The 26,959-nt window shown below is 63.3% G+C and carries 27 protein-coding genes, 1 tRNA gene and 1 pseudogene; 19 read left to right on the top strand and 10 right to left on the bottom strand.

Going from position 1 to position 26,959, the window contains the following annotated elements; genetic code table 11:
- Position 1 precedes the first annotated feature (1 nt).
- Both HY26_RS03385 and HY26_RS03380 read left to right on the top strand, forming a co-directional pair.
- Positions 2-1,450, top strand: coding sequence for an amidase (locus tag HY26_RS03385; protein ID WP_112072919.1), 1,449 nt, complete (start codon positions 2-4; stop codon positions 1,448-1,450).
- 19 nt (positions 1,451-1,469) lie between these two features.
- Positions 1,470-1,865, top strand: a complete 396-nt coding sequence (locus HY26_RS03380) for a GFA family protein (protein WP_034768771.1) — start codon at positions 1,470-1,472, stop codon at positions 1,863-1,865.
- A 4-nt stretch (positions 1,866-1,869) separates the two neighbouring features.
- Here HY26_RS03380 and HY26_RS03375 read toward each other — a convergent pair whose 3' ends face one another.
- From HY26_RS03375 to HY26_RS03350, 6 genes are read right to left on the bottom strand one after another with little or no spacing between them, the layout of a single operon-like run.
- Positions 1,870-2,268, bottom strand: a complete 399-nt coding sequence (locus HY26_RS03375) for a metallopeptidase family protein (RefSeq protein ID WP_112072918.1) — start codon at positions 2,266-2,268, stop codon at positions 1,870-1,872.
- Between the two features lie 2 nt (positions 2,269-2,270).
- Positions 2,271-2,591 carry a YbjQ family protein gene (locus tag HY26_RS03370; protein ID WP_034768769.1) on the bottom strand — a complete coding sequence of 107 codons (321 nt, stop codon included), beginning with the start codon at positions 2,589-2,591 and terminating at the stop codon, positions 2,271-2,273.
- A gap of 60 nt (positions 2,592-2,651) precedes the next feature.
- Positions 2,652-3,266 (bottom strand): bifunctional 2-polyprenyl-6-hydroxyphenol methylase/3-demethylubiquinol 3-O-methyltransferase UbiG, encoded by a 615-nt coding sequence (locus HY26_RS03365; RefSeq protein WP_034768768.1) that lies wholly within the window; start codon positions 3,264-3,266, stop codon positions 2,652-2,654.
- Between the two features lie 43 nt (positions 3,267-3,309).
- Positions 3,310-5,472 (bottom strand): methylmalonyl-CoA mutase, encoded by a 2,163-nt coding sequence (gene scpA / locus HY26_RS03360; protein WP_034768766.1) that lies wholly within the window; start codon positions 5,470-5,472, stop codon positions 3,310-3,312.
- On the bottom strand, positions 5,469-5,825 hold the full coding sequence (locus tag HY26_RS03355) for a hypothetical protein (RefSeq protein WP_034768764.1): 357 nt from the start codon (positions 5,823-5,825) through the stop codon (positions 5,469-5,471). The genes scpA and HY26_RS03355 overlap by 4 nt, the downstream gene beginning before the upstream one ends.
- Positions 5,822-7,729 (bottom strand): methylmalonyl-CoA mutase family protein, encoded by a 1,908-nt coding sequence (locus tag HY26_RS03350; protein WP_112072931.1) that lies wholly within the window; start codon positions 7,727-7,729, stop codon positions 5,822-5,824. Before HY26_RS03350 ends, HY26_RS03355 begins: the two co-directional genes overlap by 4 nt.
- A gap of 133 nt (positions 7,730-7,862) precedes the next feature.
- Between HY26_RS03350 and HY26_RS03345 the strand changes: the two genes are divergently transcribed.
- The 8 genes and pseudogenes from HY26_RS03345 to HY26_RS03310 all read left to right on the top strand — a co-directional run bounded on the left by HY26_RS03345 (position 7,863) and on the right by HY26_RS03310 (position 16,811).
- The gene (locus HY26_RS03345) at positions 7,863-8,216 is read left to right on the top strand and encodes a hypothetical protein (RefSeq protein WP_112072917.1); all 354 of its coding nucleotides are present in this window, start codon (positions 7,863-7,865) and stop codon (positions 8,214-8,216) included.
- A gap of 74 nt (positions 8,217-8,290) precedes the next feature.
- On the top strand, positions 8,291-8,854 hold the full coding sequence (locus tag HY26_RS03340) for a carboxymuconolactone decarboxylase family protein (protein ID WP_034768761.1): 564 nt from the start codon (positions 8,291-8,293) through the stop codon (positions 8,852-8,854).
- On the top strand, positions 8,851-9,666 hold the full coding sequence (locus tag HY26_RS03335) for an SDR family NAD(P)-dependent oxidoreductase (protein WP_034768759.1): 816 nt from the start codon (positions 8,851-8,853) through the stop codon (positions 9,664-9,666). Before HY26_RS03340 ends, HY26_RS03335 begins: the two co-directional genes overlap by 4 nt.
- Before the next feature lie 124 nt (positions 9,667-9,790).
- Positions 9,791-11,113: a hemolysin family protein gene (locus HY26_RS03330; RefSeq protein ID WP_158531408.1), complete on the top strand. Its 1,323-nt coding sequence runs from the start codon at positions 9,791-9,793 to the stop codon at positions 11,111-11,113.
- A 123-nt stretch (positions 11,114-11,236) separates the two neighbouring features.
- Complete coding sequence (locus HY26_RS03325; protein WP_112072916.1) at positions 11,237-12,232, top strand: nitronate monooxygenase family protein; 996 nt, start codon at positions 11,237-11,239, stop codon at positions 12,230-12,232.
- A gap of 164 nt (positions 12,233-12,396) precedes the next feature.
- Positions 12,397-12,852 (top strand): hypothetical protein, encoded by a 456-nt coding sequence (locus tag HY26_RS03320; protein ID WP_112072915.1) that lies wholly within the window; start codon positions 12,397-12,399, stop codon positions 12,850-12,852.
- 53 nt (positions 12,853-12,905) lie between these two features.
- Complete coding sequence (gene glpK, locus HY26_RS03315; protein ID WP_112072914.1) at positions 12,906-14,387, top strand: glycerol kinase GlpK; 1,482 nt, start codon at positions 12,906-12,908, stop codon at positions 14,385-14,387.
- 268 nt (positions 14,388-14,655) lie between these two features.
- Positions 14,656-16,811 (top strand): annotated as a pseudogene (locus tag HY26_RS03310) (M3 family metallopeptidase).
- 27 nt (positions 16,812-16,838) lie between these two features.
- Here HY26_RS03310 and HY26_RS03305 read toward each other — a convergent pair.
- Positions 16,839-18,239: a dicarboxylate/amino acid:cation symporter gene (locus HY26_RS03305; protein WP_112072913.1), complete on the bottom strand. Its 1,401-nt coding sequence runs from the start codon at positions 18,237-18,239 to the stop codon at positions 16,839-16,841.
- Positions 18,240-18,340: 101 nt separating this feature from the next.
- Positions 18,341-18,415 (bottom strand) — tRNA-Thr (locus tag HY26_RS03300).
- 77 nt (positions 18,416-18,492) lie between these two features.
- Between HY26_RS03300 and HY26_RS19135 the strand changes: the two genes are divergently transcribed.
- The 4 genes from HY26_RS19135 to HY26_RS03285 all read left to right on the top strand — a co-directional run bounded on the left by HY26_RS19135 (position 18,493) and on the right by HY26_RS03285 (position 21,654).
- On the top strand, positions 18,493-18,630 hold the full coding sequence (locus HY26_RS19135; protein ID WP_175354409.1) for a hypothetical protein: 138 nt from the start codon (positions 18,493-18,495) through the stop codon (positions 18,628-18,630).
- A 44-nt stretch (positions 18,631-18,674) separates the two neighbouring features.
- The gene (locus HY26_RS03295; protein WP_081813210.1) at positions 18,675-19,832 is read left to right on the top strand and encodes a cytochrome P450; all 1,158 of its coding nucleotides are present in this window, start codon (positions 18,675-18,677) and stop codon (positions 19,830-19,832) included.
- A 64-nt stretch (positions 19,833-19,896) separates the two neighbouring features.
- Positions 19,897-21,177: a UDP-N-acetylglucosamine 1-carboxyvinyltransferase gene (murA, locus tag HY26_RS03290; protein ID WP_034768746.1), complete on the top strand. Its 1,281-nt coding sequence runs from the start codon at positions 19,897-19,899 to the stop codon at positions 21,175-21,177.
- A 24-nt stretch (positions 21,178-21,201) separates the two neighbouring features.
- Complete coding sequence (locus HY26_RS03285) at positions 21,202-21,654, top strand: DUF2948 family protein (protein WP_034768744.1); 453 nt, start codon at positions 21,202-21,204, stop codon at positions 21,652-21,654.
- Between the two features lie 3 nt (positions 21,655-21,657).
- On the opposite strand, the gene HY26_RS03280 is transcribed toward HY26_RS03285, so the two are convergent.
- Positions 21,658-22,041: a VOC family protein gene (locus HY26_RS03280; protein ID WP_034768743.1), complete on the bottom strand. Its 384-nt coding sequence runs from the start codon at positions 22,039-22,041 to the stop codon at positions 21,658-21,660.
- Positions 22,042-22,205: 164 nt separating this feature from the next.
- Here HY26_RS03280 and hisD point away from each other — a divergent pair, with 164 nt between their 5' ends.
- The gene (hisD, locus tag HY26_RS03275; RefSeq protein WP_034768742.1) at positions 22,206-23,516 is read left to right on the top strand and encodes a histidinol dehydrogenase; all 1,311 of its coding nucleotides are present in this window, start codon (positions 22,206-22,208) and stop codon (positions 23,514-23,516) included.
- Positions 23,506-23,994, top strand: coding sequence for a UPF0262 family protein (locus HY26_RS03270; RefSeq protein ID WP_034768741.1), 489 nt, complete (start codon positions 23,506-23,508; stop codon positions 23,992-23,994). Before hisD ends, HY26_RS03270 begins: the two co-directional genes overlap by 11 nt.
- Here HY26_RS03270 and HY26_RS03265 read toward each other — a convergent pair.
- Positions 23,991-25,565, bottom strand: a complete 1,575-nt coding sequence (locus tag HY26_RS03265) for a winged helix-turn-helix domain-containing protein (protein WP_034768740.1) — start codon at positions 25,563-25,565, stop codon at positions 23,991-23,993. The two genes, HY26_RS03270 and HY26_RS03265, sit on opposite strands and share 4 nt — an antisense overlap.
- A 142-nt stretch (positions 25,566-25,707) precedes the next feature.
- On the opposite strand from HY26_RS03265, the gene HY26_RS03260 reads away from it, so the two are divergent.
- From HY26_RS03260 to HY26_RS03250, 3 genes are all read left to right on the top strand, one after another.
- A complete protein-coding gene (locus HY26_RS03260) occupies positions 25,708-25,932 on the top strand; it encodes a tautomerase family protein (RefSeq protein WP_034768907.1) in 225 nt (74 codons plus the stop codon).
- Positions 25,933-26,134: 202 nt separating this feature from the next.
- Positions 26,135-26,353, top strand: a complete 219-nt coding sequence (gene infA / locus HY26_RS03255) for a translation initiation factor IF-1 (RefSeq protein WP_011646371.1) — start codon at positions 26,135-26,137, stop codon at positions 26,351-26,353.
- A gap of 5 nt (positions 26,354-26,358) precedes the next feature.
- Positions 26,359-26,958, top strand: a complete 600-nt coding sequence (locus HY26_RS03250) for a nucleoside triphosphate pyrophosphatase (protein WP_034768739.1) — start codon at positions 26,359-26,361, stop codon at positions 26,956-26,958.
- Position 26,959: the final 1 nt, after the last annotated feature.

Here is a 26,959-nt window from a genome sequence, read left to right as displayed (position 1 = left end):
AATGAAAGAATACGCCGATTATGATGGTCTGGGTCTGGCGGAGCTTGTCCGCAGCAAACAGGTCAGCGCCGCAGAACTGCTGGAAGCCGCTGTCACGCGGGCTGAGGCTGCGCAGGACAAGCTGAACTGTTTCAGCGCGCTTTATCCGGATCTCGCGAAATCGCAGCTGGAAACCGGCGTCAGCAATGGCCCCTTCGCCGGCGTGCCCTTTGTCACCAAGGATCTCGCCGTTGAAGTAAAAGGCGCGCCGCTGACCAATGGCTCGGTCGCCTGGAAAGGCAATGTTGCCCAGCGCGATTCCGTGCTGACAAAGCGCTATCGCGAAGCAGGCCTCGTTTTCTTTGGCCAGACGACTACCCCGGAATATGGCCTGACCACGACCACCGAATCCACGCTCTACGGCCAGACGCGGAACCCGTGGGACCTGACCCGCACGTCGGGCGGCTCGTCCGGCGGAGCGAGCGCAGCCGTTGCTGCGGGTGTGCTGCCGGTAGCGCAGGCGAGCGATGGCGGCGGCTCCATCCGCATTCCAGCCTCCTGTACGGGCCTGTTCGGCATCAAGCCGTCCCGCGGCCGCGTGCCGATGGGGCCGGGGCGCACCGAGGGCTGGAACGGCATGTCCACCGTCCATGCGGTCAGCCGCAGCGTGCGGGACAGCGCGGCTCTGCTGGATGCCTGCCATGGCCGGGAGACGGGCAGCCGCTATGTGGCCCCGGCGCCGGACCGTCCGTATCTGGAGGAAGTCAGCCGCGATCCTGGCAGGCTGCGTATCGCGCTTTGGAAGCGGGCGCCGAATGGCACCATGCCGGATGCCGATGCGGATGCGGGGCTTATGGCAACCGCGAAGCTGCTGTCGGATCTGGGGCACGAAGTGGTCGAGACCGGACCGGAATTCGATGGGGAACTGCTCGCGAAGTATGCGCTGTTCACGATCTCCGCGAACATCGCCGCGGCCTTCGACGACCGCTCCGCCATGCTGGGCCGGCCGGTGCGCGAGGACGAGATGGAACCGATCACGGCGTCCATGGCGCATCTCGGCCGGACCGTGCCGATGGTGGAACTCGCCAAGGCGAACAATCTCTTCAATTCGGTCGCCATCGACTATGAGCAATTCCTGATCGATGGCGAGTTTGACCTGACGCTCTCGCCGGTGACGCATCGCGCGCCCGACAAGCTGGGCACAATGGCGCTGACGCAGGACGGTGATGCCATGGGCAAGGCGATTGCCGGCTTTGGCGCGCATTGTCCGATCTTCAACCAGACCGGCTGCCCCGCCATGTCCGTTCCGCTGCACTGGACGGAACCGACCGAAGAAGCGGCAGGTGGGCTTCCGATCGGCATGATGTTTGGCGGACGGTATGGGTCTGAAAGCCTTTTGTTCCGTCTGGCTGGACAATTGGAACAGGCCCGGCCATGGGCGGGGAAACGCCCGCCGCACTGGGTGGGCTGAACCAGACGGAAGAAAGACGATGAGCGAGCTGAAGACCCATCTTGGCGGATGCCATTGCGGCGCGGTCCGGTGGGAAGTGGACCTGCCTGACGCGTTTGAGGTGGAGGACTGCAACTGCTCGATGTGCGCCATGTCGGGCAATATCCACATCATCGTCCCGTCCAGCCGCTTCCGCCTCACACAGGGCAACGACAACCTCGTCGAGTACACGTTCAATACGGGCGTGGCGAAACACCTGTTCTGCCGGACATGCGGGGTGAAGAGCTTCTACATTCCGCGCTCCAATCCGGACGGCGTGGCCGTCACCTGGCGGTGCATCGATGACTGGCAGGACCTGAACGTCACCGTGAACAAGTTCGACGGGCAGAACTGGGAGAAGCACGCCCACACGCTGGCGCACAAGTCGAAGGCCTGACGCGTCAGTCCATACTGTCCAGCAGGCGGTGCATTTCCTCATCGGACCAACCGAAATGGTGGCCGTATTCGTGGATCGTGACGTGGGCGACCAGCTCGTCCAGCGTCACGTCTCCCCGCGCAGCCCATTCGAACAGGATCGGCAGGCGGTAGAGATAGACCAGCGGCTGCTGGATCGACGGATGCGTCACGCTTTCATGGATCAGCGGCACACCGGAATAGAGGCCGGACAGCTCCAGCGCATCCTGGATCTTCATCTCGTCGAGGATCTCATCCTCGGCATAGTCTTCCACGATGATGCGCACGGCGTCGGCGGCGGTCCGCATATGCTGGGGCAGGCGGGCGATGCAGGCTTCGGCGAGGCCAAGAATGTCCTCCGCTGTCGGAGCGGTCTCGTAGAGCATGCTCACACCAGCGACACGGCCGTGCCGGAGACCGCCACCATCATCATCGAGCCGCCCTGACCGATCACGGTGTAGTCGAACTTCGTGCCGACAATGGCATTGGCGCCGAGCTTCCTGGCTTCTTCCATCATCTCTGCCAGCGCATCGTCGCGCGTTTCGCGCAGCGTGCTTTCATAGGCGTTCGAGCGCCCGCCGACGATATTGGTGAAGCTGGCGAGGATGTCCTTGCCGAGATGCGCGCCGACCACGACCTCGCCGCAAACGACGCCGAGATACTTCGAAATCTCATGGCCCTGAACCGTGGGCGTGGTGGTGACGAGCATGGAGGGCGATCCTTTTGTGTTATCGAATAACGATATATTTGGGGAGGCGAGCCCAGCGTTTCAAGAGTCTTTTTCGAATACCAGCGCGGTCCATTCAACGCCCCGGGCCTTGTTTTCTGCCATGATGGAGTTCTTGCGGACGTGGCTGATGGGGCGGAGGTGGCAAGGCGCGGCGAGGGCGATGGTTTCTTCGCCTGTCACATCAAACATGCGGCGTCCTTCCGGGATGGGGCCGTGGCGCAAGCTCATGAACAGCCGGGCACCCGGCGCCAGGAGCGTCGCCACGCGTTCCATGCCGGTGGTGCGTTCTTCTTCGGTCAGGTGCATCCACACAGCGTTCAGCATCACCATGTCGAACCGCTCGACTCGAGCGTGCGTGTTCGCCAGCCCCGGCAGGCGGTCTTCCAGCCATGTGATCTCAGGTTCCGGATGAAGCTTTGCCGCTCGCAGGCGCAACGTCTCCACTGGTTCCACTGCCAGCACGGAATAACCGAGCGAAGCCAGCCAGGCGGCATCCCGCCCCGTGCCTGCGCCGATATCGAGCGTGCGTGCACGCGGCTCAGGAAACAGATGCCGCCAATGCGCATGCGTTTCCGGCGCCGACAGCGCCTCGTAACGCACAAACAGATCGTCTGCTTCTGCAGCGTATCCGGAGGTTGAGGTCAGGCTTGCCATGGTGGAAGCCTATCAGAAGCCTGCGCCCCGACAATCGGCACCGCTACTCTGCCGCCGTCTTCGCCCCGTCGTCGCCGTCCGTCAGGATTTCCAGCATCTTCAGCGCGCTGTCGGCAATGACGGTGCCGGGCGGGAAGATGGCAGAGGCGCCTGCTGCATAGAGCGCATCGAAGTCCTGCGGCGGGATCACGCCGCCCACGATGATGCGGGCGTTGGCCGCGCCTTCATTGCCAAGCGCGCGCTTCAGTTCCGGCACCAGCGTCAAATGGCCTGCAGCAAGCGAGGAAGCAGCGACAATGTCGACTTCGGCCTTGCGGGCGTCGGCGGCAGCTTCTTCCGGTGTCTGGAAGAGCGGGCCGATCTCGACATCCCAGCCAAGGTCCATCAGCGCGGAGGCGACGACCTTCTGGCCACGGTCGTGACCGTCCTGGCCCATCTTGGCGATGTAGACTTTCGGCTTGCGGCCATGTTTCTTCTCGAAGGCTGCGGCGAGGCTGAGCGCCTCGTCGGCCTTCTCGGTGCCTTTCACGCCGCCGCCATAGACGCCCTTGATGGAGCGGATGATGGCCTGGTGGCGGCCCTGGCTGCGTTCGACGGCTTCGGAGATTTCGCCGACGGTCGCCTTGGCGCGCGCGGCATCCACAGCGAGCGCGAGGAGGTTGCCTTCGGTGCCGGCAGCCGCTTCGGCAATCGCGTCCAGCTTGGCGGCGACTTCGGCTTCGTCCCGTTCGGACTTCAGGCGCGCCAGCTTGTCGAGCTGCATCTTGCGTACGGCGGCATTGTCGACCTTCAGCACCGGAACGTCTTCGTCTTCGTCCAGCAGGAACTTGTTCACGCCGACCACAGTCTGCGTGCCGCTGTCGATGCGCGCCTGCGTGTTTGCGGCGGCTTCCTCGATGCGCAGTTTCGGCAGTCCTTCCTCGATGGCTTTCGCCATGCCGCCCATTTTTTCGACTTCCTCGATATGGGCGAGGGCCTTGGCGGCGAGGTCGTGCGTCAGGCGTTCGACATAGTAGGAGCCGCCCCACATATCGATCGTCTGGCAGGCACCGGCTTCCTGCTGCAGGAACAGCTGCGTGTTCCGGCTGATCCGCGCGGAGAAGTCGGTCGGCAGGGCGAGGGCTTCATCGAAGCTGTTGGTGTGCAGCGACTGCGTCTGCCCGCCCGTGGCGGCGATGGCCTCAAGGCAGGTGCGGATGACGTTGTTGTAGACATCCTGCGCGGTCAGCGACCAGCCGGAGGTCTGCGAGTGCGTCCGCAGGCTGAGGGATTTCGGGTTCTTCGGGTTGAAGTTCTCTTTGACGAGTTTCGCCCAGAGAAGGCGTGCGGCCCGCATCTTGGCAACTTCCATGAACGTGTTCATGCCGATCGCCCAGAAGAAGGAAAGGCGCGGCGCAAACGCGTCCACGTCGAGACCGGCTGCCACACCAGCGCGGATATATTCAATGCCGTCGGCCAGCGTGTAGGCGAGCTCCAGGTCAGCCGAGGCGCCTGCTTCCTGCATGTGATAGCCGGAGATCGAGATCGAGTTGAACTTCGGCATGTTCTGCGACGTGTAGGCGAAGATGTCCGAAATGATCCGCATCGACGGCTTGGGCGGATAGATATAGGTGTTCCGCACCATGAACTCTTTGAGGATGTCGTTCTGGATCGTCCCGGCCAGTTTTTCCGGCCCGACGCCCTGTTCCTCAGCTGCCACGATGTAAAGCGCGAGGATCGGCAGCACGGCGCCGTTCATCGTCATGGAGACGGACATCTTGTCCAGCGGAATGCCGGAGAAGAGCGTACGCATGTCGTAAATGGAGTCGATGGCCACGCCGGCCATGCCCACATCGCCCGACACGCGGACGTGGTCGGAGTCGTAGCCGCGGTGCGTGGCCAGGTCGAACGCGACCGACAGGCCTTTCTGGCCGGCGGCCAGGTTGCGGCGGTAGAAAGCGTTGGAGTCTTCCGCCGTCGAGAAGCCCGCATACTGACGAACCGTCCAGGGCTGGTTCGTGTACATGGTCGGGTAAGGGCCACGGCCAAACGGGGCGAGGCCCGGATAATCGTCCAGGAAGTCCAGCCCGGCGCGGTCGGCCTCGGTATAGGCGGTTTTTACTTCGACGCCTTCCGGTGTTTCCCAGGCTTCGCCGGTTTTCGGGGCGACGGCCTTCGCGTGCGGCGTGCCGAGATCCAGTTTTGTGAAGTCGGGGAAGTCGGTCATTTGGACATCTCCAGATTAGCCGTCCATTCCGGAGTCGGCTGTTTCAGGATGAGGGTTTCGCTGGACGTGGCGACGTAAGGCTTGCCGTTCTGGTCGACGGCGCCGAACACATATCCCGAGCGGTCTGCAGACCATTGTGCCTGCAGGATGATGACGGAGACCCGGTCGCCATTGGCGCGTGTGAGCACGGCGGGTAGCGGGCAATCGACCGGAGCGACACTTTCCTCGCCTGAACCGGCCGTTGCGAAGATGGCGCGGTTCTCCCGCACGTCCCGCTCAATGGCCGGACGTCCCTTTACGCAAGGGTGGTTCTCCCAGTTGTCGAGTGTGAATTCCAGCATCATGGCGATCATAGCCCCAGTTCGGCGTGGGCGAGTTTCAGATTGTGCAGCACATCGCAGCCCATGAAGACCTGTGAGTCGATGACGTCGCCTTCATGCTTGCCGGCGATCCAGACATGTTGCGCACCGGCCTCTTTCAGCGCCTTTGCGGCGGCATCTGCTTCATCCGTGTAGCGTGCATCGCTACCGCAGATGCAGGCGATGCGGCAGCCGGACGCCTTGAAGGCAGCCGCGGCCTCGGCGGCGTCTTTCGGTGGCACCGGCGGTTCCTTGGCGGCGAGGCCGCCCGCCGCGAACAGGTTGCGGGCGAAGTCTGCGCGGGCCGTGTATTCAGCGAGAGGGCCAAGCGTGGCGAGGAAGATCGCCGGCGGTTTGGGTGCCGCAGCGGCCTTGTCGCGAAGGGTTTCGAAGTCTGCGCTGAGATGAATCGGCTCCAGCGCCTCGGCGGTTGCGTCCGTTTCCGTGGCGGGCGGCAGGTCAGGCACCAGCGCCTGCAGCGCTTCGTCCGTCAGTTCGGCGCCCGAGCGCAGGTGCGGCTGATCGGCTACCGGGGCGGTGATCTCTTCCAGCAGCGGGAATTCGGAAACGCCGGTGACCGGGATCTTGCGCTTGGCAATATCCTTGGCGCGGGCGTCGCGGGTCGCTTTCACACGGCCCTGGAAGGCGCCGGACATGAGGGAGGCGGCATAACCGCCTTCGCCTTCGATCTTCTGGAATTCGGCCCAGGCGGCTTCGGCCAGTTCATTGGCGAACGTCTCGGTGAACCATGCGCCGCCGGTCGGGTCCGCCACGCGGCCGAGCTGGCTTTCTTCCATCGCGATCAGCTGGGTGTTGCGCGCGATGCGGCGGCCGAGTTCTTCCGGCGTGCCCAGTGGCTCGTTGAAGGCGCGGATGGTCAGGATGTCCGCTCCGCCGACAGCGCCCGCAAAGGCGGCCGCAGTGTTGCGCAGCATGTTGGTCCACGCGTCATAGCGTGTCAGCATCCGGGCAGAGCTGTAGCCCTGAAGGCGCATCGGTTTCGAGGTCAGGCCAAGCGCTTCTTCAATACGGGCCCACAGGCGGCGCGCGGCGCGCAGCTTCGCCACGCCGATACCGTAATTGGCGTCGAGGGCGAGGCAGAAGATTGTCTTCGCGGCCACGTCCGCCGCACCGATGTGCGGGGCAAGGCGGCGCAGCGTGTCGACGGCCGAGGCGATCAGCGCGGCGAGTTCCAGCGCTTCCGATCCACCGGCCTCATGTACGGCGCGGGCATCGATGCGGAAGAGGTTCGCAGCGGGGTATTTCGCGGCTAGCACCTTGGCGAGCGCGCCCGCCTCGGCGAAGGCGGCGTCGAGGCCGCCGGCCAGTTTGCCTGTGCGGGCGAGGGCGCCCAGCGGGTCCATGTTGAAGTCGAGTTTGGCGTCCGCCTTGTTCCGGGCCCACTCGGCCAGGAAGGCGGCTTCGCGTGTTCCGGAGGTCATGACCGGGTCAAGCGCAACGCCTGCGATGGTCGCGTCGACGCCATTCAAGGCAATGTCATAGTCCGGCATGGTCATGGCCTGGACACCGTGTCGTCCGGTCGAATCGACGCTGAGTTCAACCGAACTCACGCCGCGTTCCAGATCCCGCAGCACTTCGCCATGCGTGTGCGAAGGCGAGGCATGGGTGAATGCCTGCCGGATATCCCAGGGCAGCCACTTGTCCGGCGCCGCCGTCGGCCCGCGCAGATAAGGCGCCTCGCCGGGCGTGCCGAGCGGGTCTTTCGAAGCCGGAAAATCGCTCTCACGATAGAGCGGGCGGATCTTCAGCCCGTCCGCCGTGGTGCGGGTGATTGCATCGATGCCACGGCCCTTGAGGGCCTTTTCGACCGAAGCCATCCATTCGGCTTCGGTGGCGTCCGGAAAAGTGCTGGAAAGCGGGAGGATGTCGTCTGCCATGATGGCCCGTGTATTGGCGCAAAGAATTGAAAAAGTGAACCACTTACTTGGCGGCATTCCGTAGCGGCCCGGAACGTCTTGACGCAAGATGCCAATAATGCGAATGAGAATAATTCGCAATTTGGAGATTCCCATGAAACAAGCACGTGCGGTTCTGAGGCTCATTCCATGCGATGGCCCAATAGATACGGGCGATTCCGGCTTATCGAACACTGGCGCACGCCGGGGAACCGCGCGGCATGACGGGGGTGCGGGACATGTCCCGGCGGACGCTTCCAGCCCGTGTGGTGTGCTGCAAGGCGAGGGCGATGCAGCCCGCGGCGTGCGTCAGGACCTGCTAAAAGAGTGGATGGGCTCGCATACGCGAATCCTGGGCCTATGGCTCGACCGCCTTCTGGAGGAGGACGACGACGCCGAACTCGTCTCCATGATTCACCGCCAGCACGCCTGGCTGTCCATGATGCAGGCCCGGATGGAGCGCGGCTGACCTCACGTCCGGCTTGCGGTGTGTTCGCGTGACAGGTTTAGTTCCCGGAAGAGATAAAGGCCGGGAGGAAAGCCATGAGACTGAAGACACCGCGTATCACGCCGCTCGCCGATTCGGAGATGGGCCCGGAAGTGAAGGAAATGATCGCGGGCCGTTTCGGCGACGCCCCTGTGTTCAATGTCTTCCGCACGCTCGCCCGCGCGCCGAAGGCCTACAAGCGCTTCATGGGCTGGGGCGGATACATCCTGTCGAAATACAATGACCTCAGCCCGCGCGACCGCGAGTTGGTCATCCTCCGCGCCGGATACAACTGGAAGGCCGGCTATGAATGGGCCCAGCACAAGCGCATTGGGCTCGATTGCGGCCTGACCGAAGACGAAATCGAGCGCATCAAGGCCGGTCCGGACGCGCCGGGCTGGAGCGCGAACGACAAGGCCCTGCTTCAGGCAACGGATGAGCTGACATCAGATGCGTTCATTACGGATAAAACCTGGGAAGCGCTGTCCGGCTTCAGTCAGAAACAGAAGATGGATCTGGTCATGACGGTCGGCCAGTACACGCAGGTCTCCATGATGCTGAACAGTTTTGGTGTACCTCTGGACGATGACCTGACCCTCGACCCGGACCTCGTCAAATGAGCCTTGCAGATGTGACCGGCCGCCTGTCCGGCAGGGTCGCGATCGTGACAGGTGCCGGCCAGACACCGGGTGAAACGGTCGGGAATGGGAAAGCCATCGCACTCCTGTTCGCGCGGGCTGGCGCCAGAGTTCTGTGTGTTGACCGGGACTTGGGCAGAGCCGAGGCGACCGTCGCGGACATCCTCGCGGAGGGCGGCAGCGCGAAAGCCTTTGCGGCTGACGTATGTGATCCGGACGATGCCGCGGCGATTGCCGCAGCTGCTGAAGAGGCGTTCGGTCCACCGGACATCCTGATCAACAATGTTGGCATTGGTGATGCGGGTGATGGTCCGCCGCACAAGCTGACCGAAGAGGCCTTTGATCGCACGCTGAAGATCAATCTGAAGGGGGCCTGGCTGGTTTCCAAAGCGGTGTTGCCGGGCATGCGGGAGCGCCGCGCGGGCGCGATCGTCAACATCTCGTCGCTGGCATCGCTCGCGGGCGGGTTCCAGATGGCTTATGAAGTGTCCAAGGCGGGCATGAACCGGATGACCCTCAGCGTGGCAACGTCCGGTGCGTCGCGCGGCGTGCGGTGCAACGCCATCCTGCCGGGCCTGATGGATACGCCCATGGCGATCCGCGGGATCGCGAAGATGCGCGGCGTTCCGGAGGACGAGCTGCGCAAGGAGCGGGCGGCACGCGTGCCGATGGGCTTCATGGGGTCCGGTTGGGACACGGCGCACGCAGCCCTGTTCCTTGCGAGTGACGAAGCCCGGTTCATTACCGGCGCCCTGTTACCGGTCGATGGTGGCGGCAGCGCACGGATTGGTTAAGCGAGCGCTTTGCCCGATGGGCATTGAGCGCGGGCACCAAGCTCTCTAGGCTCTGTTTTTCTATCTACCTGCGCTGTTCTGGCGCTCATGCCGGCCGGGTCTCGCCCGTACCGGCTCCACCTTATTGGCAGAGGCACAACGCGCCATGGTCGAATTCTTTATCCTTCTCGGACTGATTGTGGTGAACGGTGTGTTCGCAATGTCGGAGTTGGCTATCGTCTCCGCCCGGACCGCGCGGCTCCAGTCAAAAGCGGACCAGGGCGATGTGGGCGCCAAAACGGTGATCAACCTGCAGGCTGATCCATCCCGTTTCCTGTCGACGGTGCAGATCGGGATCACTCTGGTGGGTATCATTGCCGGTGCCTATGGCGCGACAGCGATTGCAGATGAATTGTCGCCCTTCATTGCGAAGCATGTGCCGGCCATAGAGGCGGAAGCTGGGGAAATCGCGTTCGGGCTGGTGATCGTTTTCACAACCTTCCTGTCGCTCGTCATCGGTGAACTTGTGCCCAAGCGGATCGCGCTGATCGCGCCGGAGGCGATCGCCAAAGTCATGGCGCCGCCCATGGCATTCGTTTCCAGGCTGGCCTTTCCGGTTGTCTGGTTGCTCCGCGTTTCGACCGAAGGCCTGCTCAGCCTGCTGGGCCTTGCAGGGATCAAGCAGGAACCGGTAACCGAAGAAGAAATCCACGCCATCCTGGATGAAGGTGCGACGAGCGGCGTCATCGACCTTGAAGAACAGCGCATGATGCGCGGTGTCATGCGACTCGCCGACCGGGACGTGCGTTCCATCATGATCCCAAGACCGGATATTGTCTGGATCGATACAACCGATCCGTGGGCAGACGTGAAACGGGAGATCCTCGAAAGCGGCAAGTCCCGGTTCCCGGTCGCGGATGAGCGACTGGACCGTGTGTTCGGCGTGGTCCAGACAAAGGACCTTCTCGCCACTGATCTGAGCGGCGAGGGGCCGAACCTCAAGACCGTCGCCCGGCCGGTTACGTTCGTACCGGAAACGCTTTCGGTCATGCGCCTTCTGGAATCCATGCAGGATACCGAAGTGCGCATGGTGTTGGTCGTGGACGAGCATGGCAGCATCCAGGGCATGGTCACCGCAGCAGATCTGCTCGGCGCCATTGCGGGTGACAGCGCGTTCTCCCCCAGCGAGGGCATCGACCGCCCGGCCCGGCGCGAAGACGGATCCTGGCTGATTGACGGCCTGATGCCGGTCGAGGATCTGGAAATCCTGCTGTCGGCCCCGGATTTCGGGGAGGCCGATGGGGGTGCCGTGACGGTTGGCGGCATGATTATCCATCATCTGCAGCGCCTCGCCCGCGACGGCGATGTGGTACACATATCCGGCTACCGGTTTGAAGTGATGGACCTTGATGGCCGCCGGGTGGACAAGGTGCTCGTGACACCGCCTGGGATAAGCGGGACCAGCTGATCCGATTTCAAGACGAGGCCGTAACGGAATCAGCTTCCCCCCACGTTATGGCTTGCCCGGAGTGGTCAGGACGCTAGATTTAGGGTCAATGTAAACACTGTTCACTTTAAGGGGAAATTGCCCATGGCTGTGCCGCCCGTGCTCCAGAACCTGCGCCTGCCTTTGATAGGATCGCCGCTGTTCATCATTTCCGGTCCTGAGCTGGTCATTGCCCAGTGCAAGGCTGGCATCGTCGGCAGCTTCCCGGCGCTCAACGCCCGCCCCGGGCCTGTGTTGCATGAGTGGCTGGACCGGATCACGACGGAATTGGCCGAACATGATGAGAAGAACCCGGATCGTCCGGCCGCGCCATTTGCCGTAAATCAGATCGTGCACAAGTCGAACGACCGGCTGGAGCACGATGTCGAGGCTTGCGTGAAGTTCAAGGTGCCGCTGGTGATCACGTCGCTCGGGGCGCAAAAAGCCGTCAACGACGCGATCCATTCCTATGGCGGTGTGGTGATGCACGATGTGATCGACACCTTCTTCGCCAAGAAAGCGCTGGAGAAGGGCGCCGACGGCCTGATCGCCGTTTGTACGGGTGCGGGTGGTCACGCTGGCCGCCTGTCGCCGTTCGCGCTGATCCAGGAGATCCGCGAATTCTTCGATGGCCCGCTGGCGCTGTCCGGCTCTATCGCTAATGGTGGAGCCATTGCTGCCTCGATCGCGATGGGCGCTGACTTTGCCTATATGGGCTCGGCCTTTATCGCCTGTGATGAGGCCAACGCTGTCGAAGGCTACAAGGACGCGATTGTGTCCTATGGCGCTGAGGACATCGTCTACTCGAACCTCTTCACCGGCGTGCACGGCAACTATCTGAAGCCGTCGATCGAGGCCGCCGGGCTCGATCCGGACAATCTGCCCGAGAGCGATCCGAGCAAGATGAACTTCGGCTCCGGCGGAAACACCAAGAGCAAAGCCTGGAAAGACATCTGGGGCTGTGGCCAGGGCATCGGTGCAGTCAAGAAGCGCGGCCCCGTGGCTGACTATGTCGACCAGCTGGAATCGGAGTACAAGGCTGCGATCGAGAAACTGAACCAGCCACGTACCTGGGGCGCAGCGCCGGCGACTGCTGGCTGAGGCAAGGGGATAAAGCCGGGCGTATCCGACACCGGCAACTGGCGCGGCCTGCGGTGACACGGGCCGCGCTTTTCTGTTCCGGCCTCCTCAATCCAACAGGCAAGCCAGGCGCTCAGACTTGTGCGTATGCTGATCGAAACTGTTTCTGACTTTGATGCAGACGGTTGGCGCTGGCCGCGAGCGCGGCGGGCGGAGGGCTGTTCGGACTCGTCGGTACGGTGATCGGGCGAACCGCGGGCTTGGTTGAGGCACGTCAAGCGCAGGTGCATGAACAGGCCCGCTGGGTGCATGAATCCGAAATGCAGAAGCTTCGCATCGAGGCCGCCGCGGCGGGGCGGGAAGCAGAATTGCATGCGGCAGAAACGTCCGGTGCCTGGGTAGGTCTCTCGGCGTCCATGGCAGCGGAGGCAGTTATCGGCGAGAGCGACAAATGGGTGAACGCCGTACGCGCGCTGACCCGGCCCGCTCTGACCGTGCTGCTCTGGGGCATCACGGGCACAGTCTTCCTCGGGGCGGATAAGGCCGGACAGGCGGGCATTGTGGAAACGGCCAACTTCGCCGCAACGGCCGCGACGCTCTGGTGGGGTGGTGATCGTGGGCCGAGACGCGAGATGCGTTGACGACATTGGCCGGCCCGGTCCATCCTCCCGGAAAATCCCGGAGGAACAAATACATGGCGGATGCTATCCTGGTGATCGATGAGGGAACAACCTCAGCCCGGGCCATCGTGTTCGATCGGGACTTCAATCAGGTCTCCCTTGCCCAGGAAGAAGTGCCGCTGGCCTATCCTGCCGATGGCTGGGTCGAACAGGATGGCAAGACGATCTGGGAGAAAACCGTCGAAGTCTGCCAGGCCGCCCTAGCGGAGGCGGGCGGCATCGAACGGATCGCCGGGATCGGCATCACCAACCAGCGGGAAACGACCCTCGTCTGGGAGCGCAAGACCGGCAAGCCGCTGGCGCCTGCGATTATCTGGCAGGACCGGCGCACGGCCAACGCCTGCGATGCGCTGAAGGCGGCAGGGCACGAGGCAGCCGTTCAGGCGGAGACCGGCCTGCTGATCGACCCGTATTTTTCCGGCACGAAAATCGCGTGGATCCTGGACACGGTGACCGGCGCACGCGAACGGGCGGAAGCGGGAGAACTTGCCTTCGGTACGGTTGAAACCTTCCTGATCTGGCACCTGACAGGCGGGCGTGTGCATGCAACCGATGTGTCCAATGCCTCGCGCACGTTGCTCTATCGTCTCGGTCTGGGAGATGACGGTGGCTGGAGCGAAGCCATGTGCAGCCTGTTCCGTGTGCCGATGAGCATGCTGCCGGAGGTAAAGCCCAATTCTGCGGACTTCGGGCTCTGTGATGAAAGCCTGTTCGGAAAGGCGCTGCCGATCCTGTCCGCGGCAGGTGACCAGCAATCTGCCCTGGTGGGGCAAGGCTGCCTTTCGCCAGGCATGGCGAAGATCACTTACGGCACCGGCGCGTTCCTTGTTGCCAATTCCGGGGCAGAGAAGCCGGAGTCGAAGAACCGGTTGCTGGGGACGGTCGGCTATGAAACCGCGGAAGGCGGGGCGATGGCGCTTGAGGGCTCCATCTTCAATGCCGGCACAGTCGTGAAATGGTTGCGCGACGATCTGGGGCTGATTTCCGACGCAGCCGAAAGCGAAGAGATGGCCGCGGCGCTGCCTGGCAATGGCGGTGTCTATATTGTGCCGGCCTTCACCGGCCTTGGCGCGCCGCACTGGAATGCCGATGCGCGTGGCACGATTAGCGGTATCACGCGCGCAACCACTGCGGCCCATCTCGTCCGCGCAGGTCTCGAGGCAGTTGCCTACCAGACACGGGACCTGCTGGACGCGTTCGAGGCGGACGGTGTGGAGATCCGTGAGCTGAGAGTCGATGGCGGCATGGTCGCCAATGACTGGCTGATGCAGTTCCTGGCCGATGTCTGCGCCCGTCCTGTTGTGCGGCCGGACTATCGGGAAATGACCGCGCTTGGCGCGGCGGCACTTGCTGCGATGCAGCTCGGCTGGATGAAGGGGGCGGACTGGCAGGCGCGCGAGGTCAAAGGCGTGCGTTTCGAGCCGCAGATGGATGATGAGCAGAGAACAGCTTTACTGAAGGGCTGGGCCGCCGCCCTTCGCCGCACGCTGGCCTGATCGGGTTCGCGCGCTTGAACAAAAGGGCAGGCCGAAAGGTCTGCCCTTTTTCGATTTGGGATTGCTGGTGTGGCAATTCTGTTTAAAACAGAAGAATAATTTGAACAACTGAGGCGCATGGTTGCCTGTGTCGGCGATCATGCTGATATAAAGTTACAATTCGTTCGAAGGTGGACAGCGCCCGGTCCGCTTTTGTTCCCGCAACTTCCAATCAGGACCTGACATGACCCGATCCAGACCCTTCCTGTCCTTCATTCTCGGCTCCACCATGATGACCGCCTGTGCCGGAATTACGCCGGATGTCACCGAAGCCAGTGATCCGGTCGAACTGGCCGGAAGCACGAGTGAATCAACCGAGGCGGTCCCGGAAGCGACGGCGGAAACGGCCTGGAGCCCGGGCGATGTTTTTGAAGGCCCCTATGGCGGGGTTCCGGCCTTCGACAAGATGGATATCGCCCTGATCGAGCCGGCACTTGAAGAGGGTATGGCCGCACAGCGCACAGAGATTGATGCGATCACGGCCAACCCGGATGCACCGACCTTTGAGAACACAATCGCTGCTATGGAAGATAGCGGCCGCCAGTTGAACCGTGTGCTGGCCTACTATTACCTCTGGGGGTCGAACCTTTCGACACCGGAATTCCGTGAGATCGAAACGCGGATGGATCCGGAAATTCAGGCGTTCTACGACTCGATCAACCAGGACCAGGCCTTGTTCGCCCGCGTCGATGCTGTGCGGCAGGGCGAGGAATACGACACGCTCACTCCCGCCCAGCAGCGTCTCGTCGAAATCATCCATCAGCAGTTCACCCGCAATGGCGGCACGCTAACGGGGGAAAAGGCTGAGAAGTTTGCGGAGATCAACAAGGAACTGGCCGGGCTCTATGCCGAATTCTCCGGCAACCTGCTGGCCGACGAGGAAGGCTGGGTCACCTATCTGAGCGAGGATCAGACAGGCGGCCTGCCGGAGTCCTATCTGAGCTCCGCTGCGGCGGCTGCCGACGCGCTCGGCAAGCCGGGCATGTATGCCGTGCGCAACACGCGTTCTTCGATGGATCCGTTCCTGACCTTCTCCACCGAGCGCGACCTGCGCGAACAGGTCTGGCGCAATTATTACAATCGCGGCGACAATGGCGATGCGCACGACAACAATGCCATCATCGCGAAGATCCTGAAGCTGCGCGATGAGCGTGTTGCGCTGCTCGGTTACGACAATTTCGCGGCATGGCGCCTGGAAGACCGGATGGCGAAGACGCCGGACCGGGCCTTCGACCTGATGCTGCAGGTGTGGAAGGCGTCTGTCGGCCGTGTGCACGAAGAAGTCGCGGATATGCAGGCCCTGGCGGATGCGGAAGGTGCAGGCATCACGATCGCACCGTGGGACTATCGTTTCTATGCAGAGAAAGTCCGCAAGGCGAAATACGACCTCGATTCCGAGGAAGTGAAGCAATACCTCCAGCTCGACAATCTGCGCCTCGCCATGTTTGACGTCGCAGGTGAAGTGTTTGGATTCGAATTCGTACCGATCACCGATGGTTCCGTACCGGTCTTCCATCCGGATGTCACAGTGTATGAGGTCAACGACAAGGCGACGGGCCGTAATGTCGGCCTCTGGTATTTCGATCCTTTCGCACGTGACGGCAAGCGTTCCGGCGCGTGGGCGACGACCTATCGTTCGCACGAAAGCTTCCGGGGTGAGAAGAATGTCCTGGCAGCCAACAATTCCAACTTCGTGAAACCTGCCCCAGGCGAGCCGGTGCTGCTCTCCTGGGACGATGCCGAGACCATGTTCCATGAGTTCGGTCACGCGCTGCACTATCTGTCGCTGAAAGTGGAGTATCCGAGCCTGACCGGCGGCCTGCGCGATTATACCGAGTTCCAGTCCCAGCTGCTGGAGCGTTGGCTGTCGACCGACCACGTCATCAACACCTATCTCGTCAGTGCAGAGACAGGTGAGGCGATGCCGGCAGAACTGGTCGAGAAGATCCGCAAGCCTCCACGTTCAATCAGGGGTTCGCAACGACGGAATACCTGGCGTCCGCCCTGATCGACATGAAGCTTCACATGGCCGATCCGGAAGGCCTCGATCCCGACAAGTTCGAGCGTGAGACGCTCGATGAACTCGGCATGCCGTCCGAACTCGTGATGCGCCACCGCACGCCGCAATTCGGGCACGTCTTCTCCGGCGAGGGATATGCGGCCGGTTATTACGGCTATCTCTGGGCCGATGTGCTGACGTCAGACGCCGCAGAAGCGTTCGCTGAAGCTTCCGGTGGTTTCTATGATCAGGATGTCGCGAGCGCGATGGTCAAATACCTGTTCGCTGCCGGCAATTCGATGGATCCGGCCGAGGCCTACCGCCTGTTCCGTGGCCGCGATGCCGAGATCGGTGCCCTCATGCGGGATCGCGGCTTCGCGGAGTAGCAGGCCAGGCCATTCAGGCAGGGCCATTCAGGCCGGGCTTTCCGCCGACGCTTGTTCTGTCGCAACCGGGGACTCCTCCGGTTCCAGCGTTTCGTTTGCGCGTTTGCCTTTCGGCGTCACGATCCGGCAGAGGACGAGGTCGCCGGTCACGTTCACGAGTGTCCGCGCCATGTCGAGAATCCGGTCGACGCCCATGACCAGCGGCAGGCCTGTCAACGGCACGCCGAAACTCGTCGCCGTGGTCGCAAGGATCGCGATACTGGCGCCCGGCGCAGCCGGCGCGCCGATGGAGGCCCCGGTCAGTGTCACCATCACCAGAGCGAGATCGCCCGGTGACAAGGGCGTGCCGGAAATGTCCGCAAGGAACATGATCGCGACGGACTGGTAGAGCGCCGTGCCGGCCATGTTCACGGTCGAGGCCAGCGGCACCACGGCGCCTGCCAGAGAGGGCGGCGTCTTCAACTTGTCGATCGCCGTCTTCATCGTCAGCGGCATCACTGCGGCCGAACTGGACGTGGAGAAGGCAAGCAGCTGGACGGGCACCACCGCCTCGATGAACTTCACCGGGTTCATCCGCCCGAACACGGTGACGATCACGAGATAGAGCAGGAGCAGGCAGGTGAGGCCTGACAGGACAATGCCGCAATAGGTGGCAAGGTCGACCAGCGTGCTGAAGCCGTTGGTGGCCGTCGTTTCCGCCATCAGGCCGAACACGGCGAGCGGCGCAAAGCGCATCGCCGTGCGGATCACCGTCATGGAGACTTCCAGCATCGCTTCCGCCAGCGCCACCAGCGGGCGGGTCAGTTCCTTCTTGTCGGCGGTCACCGTCGCGATGCCCACGAACAGGGAAAACATCACGATGGCCAGCATGTCCTGTTCCAGCAGGGAAGCGGCAATGTTCTGTGGAATGAGGCCGGTGATCATGTCCGGCAACTCTTTCGTTATGCCTTCCAGCGGCGAAGGCGGTGGTTCAGCCAGTTGCAGGTTTTCCGGCTTGAGGCTGGGCGGGGAAGGGTAGACGTGTTCCAGACCCCGGCCCGGACGGATGAGGCGTGCGAGCGAGATGCCGATCATCACGGCGGTCACCGTCGTCAGCATCACGAAGACCAGCAGTTTCCGGCCCACGGTGCGAAGCGCTTCCCCGCCGCCGGTGCCGGCAATGCCGAGGATGATGGAACTGGCCGCCAGCGGAATGATCACCATCCGCACCAGCGCCAGGAACAGGTTCCCCGGCAAGCCCAGCCAGTCGCCGATCACGGCGGCCTGGTCACGTGGTACAAAGTCGAGGTCTGGCCCAAGAACGAGACCGACGCCGATCCCGGTGCACAGCGCCAGAATCACCTGCAGCCACAGTTTGCCCCGCACCAGCACATCGAGCCGCCGGTTCAGGCGGTTATAGGTAAAGCGGGGCTTCTTCACGGAGGCCATGGTTACGTCTCGCGGGTTGGATATTCATCCCATAGGAGCCCGGCCCATGGAAGAAAAGCCGTAAGGCCCCGTAGGTGGCGCTGAATTTTCCGGGGATCCGCTGGTGCCGCGAGAGAGAATTGAACTCTCGGCCTCATCATTACCAATGATGCGCTCTACCACTGAGCTACCGCGGCATTGCAGGTGCGGAAAGCGGCGTTTAGCTTAAGCCATCCGACATGAAAAGACCGTTTCGCCGCGAATTGCACCTGACATGACAGACAAATCCCCTCCCAAGGACGAGAAAGCTGAACGCCTGGCCGCTGCGCTGCGGGCCAACCTGCGCCGCCGCAAGGCCGCCGCGCGCAAGCCGCCGGCCGATTCCGCGGCCAAACCGGACAAAGGCAAGTGACGCTTTCCCTCTCATCACGGGCTTATCTTGCTGCCCCCCATGAGATGCTGACCGCCATTGTGGCTGAAAATGCTTGGTACCGGGCAAAGATGCCGATTCTGGGCGAAATCGACCTCGTCACCCGCCACGCGGCGATCCATGCCGTGCTGAAGGACAAGGACCGGTTCGTTGTCGATGCCCGCCATGCCGGGCACAAGGCGGCGTTCGGCATGCCCTTCCTGCCGAAGTCACTGAAGATCATGGCGGACAATGTCCTCTCCATGGACGATCCGGATCATTCGCGCCTGCGACGCCTCGCCGATGCCCCGTTCCGGCGCGCGGCGATCCTGACCCAGCGCCGGAAGATCGTGGCCTATGCGCATGAGCTGCTGGACCTGATGGAAACGGACGGGAACACGGATCTCGTGTCCGGCTTCTGCCGTCCGCTGCCGCTGAAAGTGATCTACGGCCTGCTCGGCTTCCGGCCAGAGACCGAGGCAAAGCTCTCCCGCACGCTTAGCAACCTGACTGCCACCGATTCTCCGCTCACCATGCTGTGGGGCCTGTTCCGGCTCGGTCACATCCAGGACATGCTGCGGCAGGAGTTCCGCGCCCTGCACGCAGAACCGCGCGAAGGCCTCGTGTCGGAACTCGTCCATGCCGAGGCAGACGGCCAGAAGATGAGCGAGAATGAGCTGCTCGCCATGGTCTTCGTCCTCTTCGTGGCGGGGCATGAGACGACGACGCACCTCCTGTCCTCCGGCGTCTGGACGCTGCTGACTCAGCCGGGCGCCGCCGATGCCGTCCGGGCCATGGATGAGGAGGCTCGTTTCATCGCTGTCGACGAGCTGATGCGCTACTGCACGCCGGTGCAGATGACCAAGCCGCGCTTTGTGAAAGAAGACATGGCGTTCGAGGACAGGGCGCTGAAACGCGGCGACCGCGTCTTCGGTTTCCTCGCCGCCGGGAATATGGACCCGGCTGAGTTCGAAGATCCGCAGACGCTGAACCTCGCCCGCCGTCCGAACCGCCACGTCGGCTTCGGCTCAGGTCCCCACATCTGCCTCGGCATCCACCTCGCCCGGCTGGAGGCAGAAGTCGCGCTGGACGTCCTGCTCAGCCGCTACCCCCGCCTCGCCATCAAGGGCGGCGCAGAGAATGTGAAATGGATTTCCCGCGCTGGTCTCCGCGGCCTGAAACGCCTGCCGCTGGTGCTCCGCTGAAACCCGCTGAAAATCAACACAATCCGGCCCTCCCAAAACCGCGAAGCACGGTATAAGAGCCCCCATGGACAGACTCGTTATTCAAGGTGGCCACAAGCTGAATGGCCATATCCCGATCTCCGGCGCCAAGAATTCGGCGCTGAAGCTCATGGTCGCCTGCCTGCTGACGGACCAGCCGATCACCCTCACCAACATGCCGAGCCTGGCGGACACGCGCTTCCTGGCGCAGCTGCTGGAAACACTCGGCGTCGAGGTCTACTGGCCGAAGGGCGAGTCGACCTGCCACCTGAACGCCGCCGAGCTGAAAAGCACGATCGCGCCTTATGACCAGGTGCGGAAGATGCGGGCGAGCTTCAACGTTTTGGGCCCGCTGATCGCGCGCTCCGGCCACGCCACCGTGTCGCTGCCCGGCGGCTGTGCCATCGGCGCCCGGCCGGTGGACCTGCACCTTCAGGCGCTGGCCGCCATGGGCGCGGACCTGAAAGTGGAGCAGGGCTATGTGAAGGCTGCGGCCATTCACGGTCTGAAGGGTGCGCACATCAATTTCTCCATGCCGAGCGTCGGCGCGACCGAGCACGCCATGCTGACCGCCACGCTGGCCGAAGGCACGACCATCCTCGAAAACGCCGCGCGTGAGCCGGAGATCGAAGACCTTGCAAACTGCCTGAACAGCATGGGCGCGGATATCACCGGCGCCGGCACGGCCGTCGTCCGCATCAAGGGCGCCGAGAGCCTGAAAGGCACGACCCATTCGGTCATGGCAGACCGGATCGAGGCGGGCACCTATGCCATCGCCGCGGCCGCCGCGGGCGGGGACGTGACGCTGGACGGCTGCCCGGTCGATGCGCTCGGCGCGCTGATCGCCAAGCTGCGTGAGGCTGGCGTCACCGTGGACGCTGATGAAGCCGCCCACACGCTGCGCATCCGCCGGAACGGCACGCACCTCAAAGCCGTGAACCTCTCCACACAGCCGCACCCGGGGTTTCCGACCGACCTGCAGGCCCAGTTCATGGCCCTGATGGCCATCGCCGACGGCACCAGCGTCATCCGCGAGACGATTTTCGAGAACCGCTTCATGCATGCGCCGGAGCTTTCCCGCCTCGGCGCCGACATCACCGTGCGCGGGCAGGAAGCCATCGTGAAGGGCGTGCCCCAGCTGACAGCAGCGCCTGTCATGGCGACAGATCTGCGCGCATCGGTCTCGCTCGTGATCGCAGGGCTTGCGGCCGAGGGTGAAACCGTGGTGAACCGCATCTACCACCTCGACCGGGGCTTCGAACGGCTGGAAGAGAAACTGACGGCCTGTGGCGCGAAGATCGAGCGCCGGTCCGGGGAAGAGGAATAGGGGCGACGACTTGAAGGGGCTGGCATGTCTGAACTGAAACCACTCCGCCTCCTGGCTGAAGAGGCCGAGGATCTCGAAATCATTTCCGCCGCGGTGCAGGACGCCGTCGTGAAGGCCGAGAACCTGAACTACGAGGCGCGCATCCGCCGCTTCTCGCTGGAGATCAACCGCTACCGCTGGGAAGAGGGCGTCACCAAGCGCCGCGACGGCGAGCGTGTCCGCTCCCTGCTTGCCTTTGACGGCGTATTGGGCGTGAAAACCCGCGCCGTGACCAAGGCCGACCCGGAACTGATCCTGTCGTTACTACAGGTGACTTTCACGCCGGACGCCGAGCCGCCCGGAGGCAAAATCACGCTCCTCTTCGCAGGCGACGGCGAAATCGAGTTGACCGTGGAAGCCCTCGACGCGACCCTGCTCGACAGCGATTACATCTGGAATACGAGGCACACGCCCAGCCACGAACGCCGGAAGCGGTAGGCGCTACCCCTCCGCCCGGTGGCAGACTGCCTGGAGCTTGTTCCCGTCCGGGTCTCTCACATAGGCGCCGTAATAGTTCTTGTGATAGTGCGGGCGCGGGCCGGGCGGGCCTTCATCCGATCCGCCATTGGCCATCGCGGCCGCATAAAATGCGTCCACCTTGGCCCGGCTGTCTGCGATGAAGGCAACATGCGTGCCGTTGCCGTTCGTGGCGGGCTGGCCGTCGAACGGCGGGCCGATGAACAGTTTTGGCCCAGTGGCTTCGCCATAGGCAATGCCGCCATCATATTCGAACATGACCGGGATGGAGAGCGCCTCCATGACTGCTGCCCAGAAGGACTTCACGGCGGCCCAGTCATTGGTGCCGAGGGTGACATGGCTGAACATTGGCGGTCCTCCGAAACCGTGCCGGATGGGCGAGCCTAAGCCGGGAAGCGGGGGTGGCCAAGCCTGACGGGCTGAATGCGCCGACTCAGCGCCTTGCCAGCGGCGGATGGAGAGTCCATGAAGCGGGGTTCAAAACACCAATCCTTCCTGGGAATTCCGCGCCAATGGCCCGTACATTCAGCACATCCGCACCGGATTTCGAGACCCGGTTCAGCCGCTTCCTTGGGGAACAGCGGGCGGATGGCCATGACGTAGGCGGCATCGTTGCGAAGATCCTGGATGAGGTGGAAGTCCGCGGCGGTGAGGCTGTGGCCCGCTATACGGCCCAGTTCGACGAGCTGCAGATCGACCCGACCACGCTGCAGTCCGACAATGTGGACCTTGCTGCGCTGGCCGCCGAATGCCCGGCAGACCTGAAAGCCGCCATCGATTTCGCCCATGATCGCATCGCCGCCTATCACAGCGCCCAGCGCCCGGAAGACCATTCGTTTACGGATGAGGCTGGCGTCGAGCTTGGCTGGCGCTGGACGTCGCTGGAAAGCGTCGGCGTCTATGTCCCGGGCGGACGGGCGAGCTACCCGTCCTCCGTGCTCATGAACACCGTTCCGGCCAAGATCGCAGGCGTGGACCGGATCGTCATGGTCGCCCCGGCACCGAAGGGCGAGATGGCCCCCGCTGTGGCCTATGCGGCCCTGCGGGCAGGGGTCGACGAATTCTACCCGCTCGGCGGGGCACAGGCGGTCGGTGCGCTGGCCTTCGGGGCCGGGCGGCTGAAACCGGTCGACAAGATTGTCGGGCCGGGCAACGCCTTCGTTGCTGAAGCCAAGCGCCAGGTCTTCGGCCGCGTCGGCATCGACACGATTGCGGGGCCCTCGGAAATCCTCGTCATCGCGGACGAGACCGCAAATCCGGACTGGATCGCGGCAGACCTGCTCAGCCAGGCCGAGCACGACCCATCCTCCCAGTCGATCCTGATTGCTGTGGATGAGGCTGTGGGCAGGGCTGTGGATAACGCTGTGGACAAGCAGTTGAAAACGCTGGCCACGGGCGAGCGCGCGGCCCGGTCCTGGTCGTCTCACGGGGCAATCATCTTCGCGCGCGACCTGGACGAGGCCGCCACCATCGCCAACCGCATCGCCGCGGAGCACGTCGAGCTCGCCGTGGCTGACCCCGACGCCATGCTGCCGAAGATCCGCCATGCCGGGGCAGTGTTCCTCGGCCACCACACGCCGGAAGCGCTGGGCGACTATGTTACCGGTTCGAACCACGTGCTGCCCACCAGCCGCGCGGCGCGTTTCTCTTCTGGCCTCGGTCTTTATGACTTCCTGAAGCGCATGAGCGTGCAGCGCGCGAGCGCCGAAGGCTTTGCCGCGCTGGCCCCGGCGGCCCTGCGCCTTGCCGAAGCAGAGCGCCTGCCGGCGCATGCGCGCTCCATCTCCATCCGGTCTAACGCAGGAACCGGTGATGTCGGATAAGAACCGCCTCATCGCTGTCGAGATCGACGAAGACACGCTGGGCGCCTCGGGGCCTGACGCCGAGCATGAGCGCCGTGTCGCCATCTTCGACCTGATCGAACAGAACAGCTTCGCCCTGCCGGAGCACGGCGAGGGCCCGTTCATCCTGGTCCTATCCAAGGTTGAGCGGCGCCTCGTCTTCGCTGTGCGCGACGAGCACGGCAAGGACGTTCACACCTTCATCCTGTCGCTGAACCCGTTCCGGGGCGTGATCCGCGATTATTTCATGATCTGCGACAGCTATTACGATGCGATCCGCACCCAGTCGCCGCACCAGATCGAAGCGATCGACATGGCCCGGCGCGGTGTTCACAATGAAGGCTCGGAGCTTCTGGCAGAACGTCTGCAGGGCAAGGTCGAGATCGATTTCCTGACCGCCCGGCGCCTGTTCACCCTGATCTGTGCCCTCCATGCGGGCCAGGCTCGGGCAGCAGGCTAGAGACCCAACGACTTCAGCGCATTTTCGATTTTGGCCCGTTGGACCGGGTCGTTGAAGGGGAAGGCGCTGAAGAAGCCTTCCACGCTGATATCCGGATCGCGCTGCCGGGCCAGTTCTATCCAGCGGTTTGCGGCCTCATCATCACCTGCCAGTTTGCGGGCCATGCCTGCGATGACTGTGATGTGGACATGGGCCCCCGGCGTACGCACGGCCCGTTCAGCCCAAAGGGTCGCTTCCTGGTGATGATCCCGGAGAAGGTGGGTCAGGCCACGCGTCGAGAGCATGGCATAATGCAATGGATCCAGCGGGCTGAGGCGGATCGCGAGATCGACATCCTGTTCGCCTTCCACGCCGCGCCCCGACATGGTTTGCGACAGGGCGCGAAGATACACCGCCTGTGCATAATTGGGATTGAGGGACACCGCCCTGTCCAGCCAGTGATAGGATCCGTCGAGGTCTTTCTCGATCCAATGGGTACGGCCCATCACCAGGTTGGCAAACGGATCCATCGGATCGCAGGCCATGGCTTGCTCGGCCGAGGCACGCGCCCCGGCGATCTCTGCATCCGTGTCCGGAACGTAGTGAAGGAAAGCGTTCTGGAAGCGGGTAAAGGACATGCCGGCATGGGCACGCGTGAAATCCGGTACGCGTTCCAGCGCCTGCCGGAACAGGCCCTGGGCGATCTCATTGTCCTTCCGGGTGAAGCGGAACATGTGGTTGAGGCCGAGATGATAGGCCGACCAGGCATCAAGGCTGGTGGCGGGCAGAGCCCTCGCCATGCGCGCCTCATTGAGCGGGATATGCACGTCGAGCTCCGACACGACCGCTGAGACGATCTGTTCCCTGAACTCGTGAACATCGCCGATCTCTCCGGCATACTGCTCGCCCCACAGCACGCCGCCATCCTTCGTTTCGGCCAGTTCGACGGTCACCTTCATGCGCGATCCGATGATCTCCACCGCGCCGGAAAGTACATAGCCGACGTTCAGCACCTCGCCGATATTCCGCACATCCGGCTCAGTGCTCCGGAAGCGGAAGGTCGACCCGCGCGCGATGACGAACAGCCAGCGCAGGCGCGACAGGCTGGTGATCAGCTCATGTGGCAGGGCATCCGCCATCGGCGCATACTCGCCCGCGATGCCGATCAGCCGGAAGGGCAGCACGGCAATGGAGGGCTTGCTGCCCGAGACCGGGGCCTCCGGTGCGGCATCCGCCGTTTCGATGACCGTTTCGGTCACTGTCGCGACGGGCGTCTCAGCCCCCCGGAATTCCGGTTCGACCGCGAAGCGGAAGCCGACCCCATGCACCGTGCGGATCAGGCGCTGGGCCCGCCCATCGTCGCCCAGCAGTTTGCGGGCGGACTTGATGCGGCTGGACAGGGCCGAATCCGACACTGCCCGTCCATCCCAGATCTTGTCGATGATCTCGTCCTTGCTCACCAGTCGGTCATGGTTCTCCGCCAGCAGGAGGAGATGCGACAAAACCTGCGGTTCGGTCGGCAGCGTTTCTCCTCCGCGCCGCAACTCGAACCTGGCCTGATCCAGTTCGAAATCTTCAAAAAGATAGATCATCCGGGCCAGACTAGACGGAATCCGGAATTTCTCCACAAATTCTCCAGACCCTCTCCAATTCTGCCCGGGCGGCCTGCCGTAAGTTCAACTCATCGGCGCCGGGATGGTCCTGGCCCCTGACAAAAAACAAAAGGAAATCAACATGCCTCTCGTTACGATCGATGTGATCAAAGACGTCTTCACCCCAGCCCAGAAGCAAGACCTGATCGAGCGCGTCACCGACGCCATGGTCGCTGTGGAAGGCGAAGCGATGCGCCCGGTGACCTGGGTCCGCGTCATGGAAGTCGAACAGGGCGACTGGGCCATTGGCGGCCAGGTGCTCAAAGCGGCGGATGTCCACGCCCTGGCGACAGCCAACGCGGCCTGACCTTAACCAGTCCCCGCGAGCATAGTTCCCCCGCGCCGGATGAGAGGTTTTCCGCCTCTCATCCGGTTGCGTTTTTGGGGGCAGGGGCGGTCAGAGAGGCCGCCGGATGACTCGAATCCTTGCCGGAATCCATGCAAAGCGCTAAGGCGCACCCTAAATCAACGGATGGCGGCGCGTTGGACCGTCCTGTTTTGGAGACTGCATGTCGAAGGAAGAACTGATTGAATTCGAGGGAACGGTAGTGGAATTGCTGCCGAACGCGACCTTCCGCGTGAAACTCGAAAATGACCACGAGATCATCGCCCACACGGCCGGCAAGATGCGCAAGAACCGCATCCGCGTGCTGACCGGCGACAAAGTGATGGTCGAGATGACGCCCTATGACCTGACCAAGGGCCGCATCACCTACCGCTTCAAGTAAGCGTCATGGCGTCCACCGGGGCCGCGCGGCTCATCCTTGCCAGCGCAAGCCCCCGGCGGCAGCAACTGCTCGCCCAGATCGGCATTGTGCCGGACGCCATCTGCCCCACAGACATCGACGAAACCCGCCGCAAGGACGAAAGCCCGCGCGCGCTGGCTGAACGGCTTGCGCGCGAAAAGGCGCTGGCCTGCCCCGAAGAGGGCTTTGTTCTGGCCGCCGACACGGTCGTCGCGCTGGGCAGCCGGAACCTTGAGAAAGCCGCCGACGCGGCCGAGGCCGAGGCCTTCCTGCGGCTCCTCTCCGGCCGGGCGCACCAGTGCATCACTGGCATCGCGGTGCGCGCGCCCGATGGCCGCTTCAGCGCCCGCACCGTGCTCGCCCGCGTGAAATTCAAACGCCTCACCGACCGGGACATCGCCGATTACGTCGCCAGCGGCGACTGGAAGGGCAAGGCCGGCGGCTACGGCATCCAGGGCGCCGCCGGCGCTTTCGTCACCGGCATCAACGGCAGCTACACGGCGATTGTCGGACTGCCGCTCTATGAGACCAAGGCCCTGCTCGAGGGGATGGGGTGGAAGAACCCTCCCATATCCCGGGAGGGCTGAG

The organism is Hyphomonas sp. GM-8P (assembly GCF_003263315.1).
In the GTDB taxonomy this organism is placed as follows: Bacteria; Pseudomonadota; Alphaproteobacteria; order Caulobacterales; family Hyphomonadaceae; genus Hyphomonas.
This window is presented reverse-complemented; position numbering and strand designations above follow the sequence as displayed.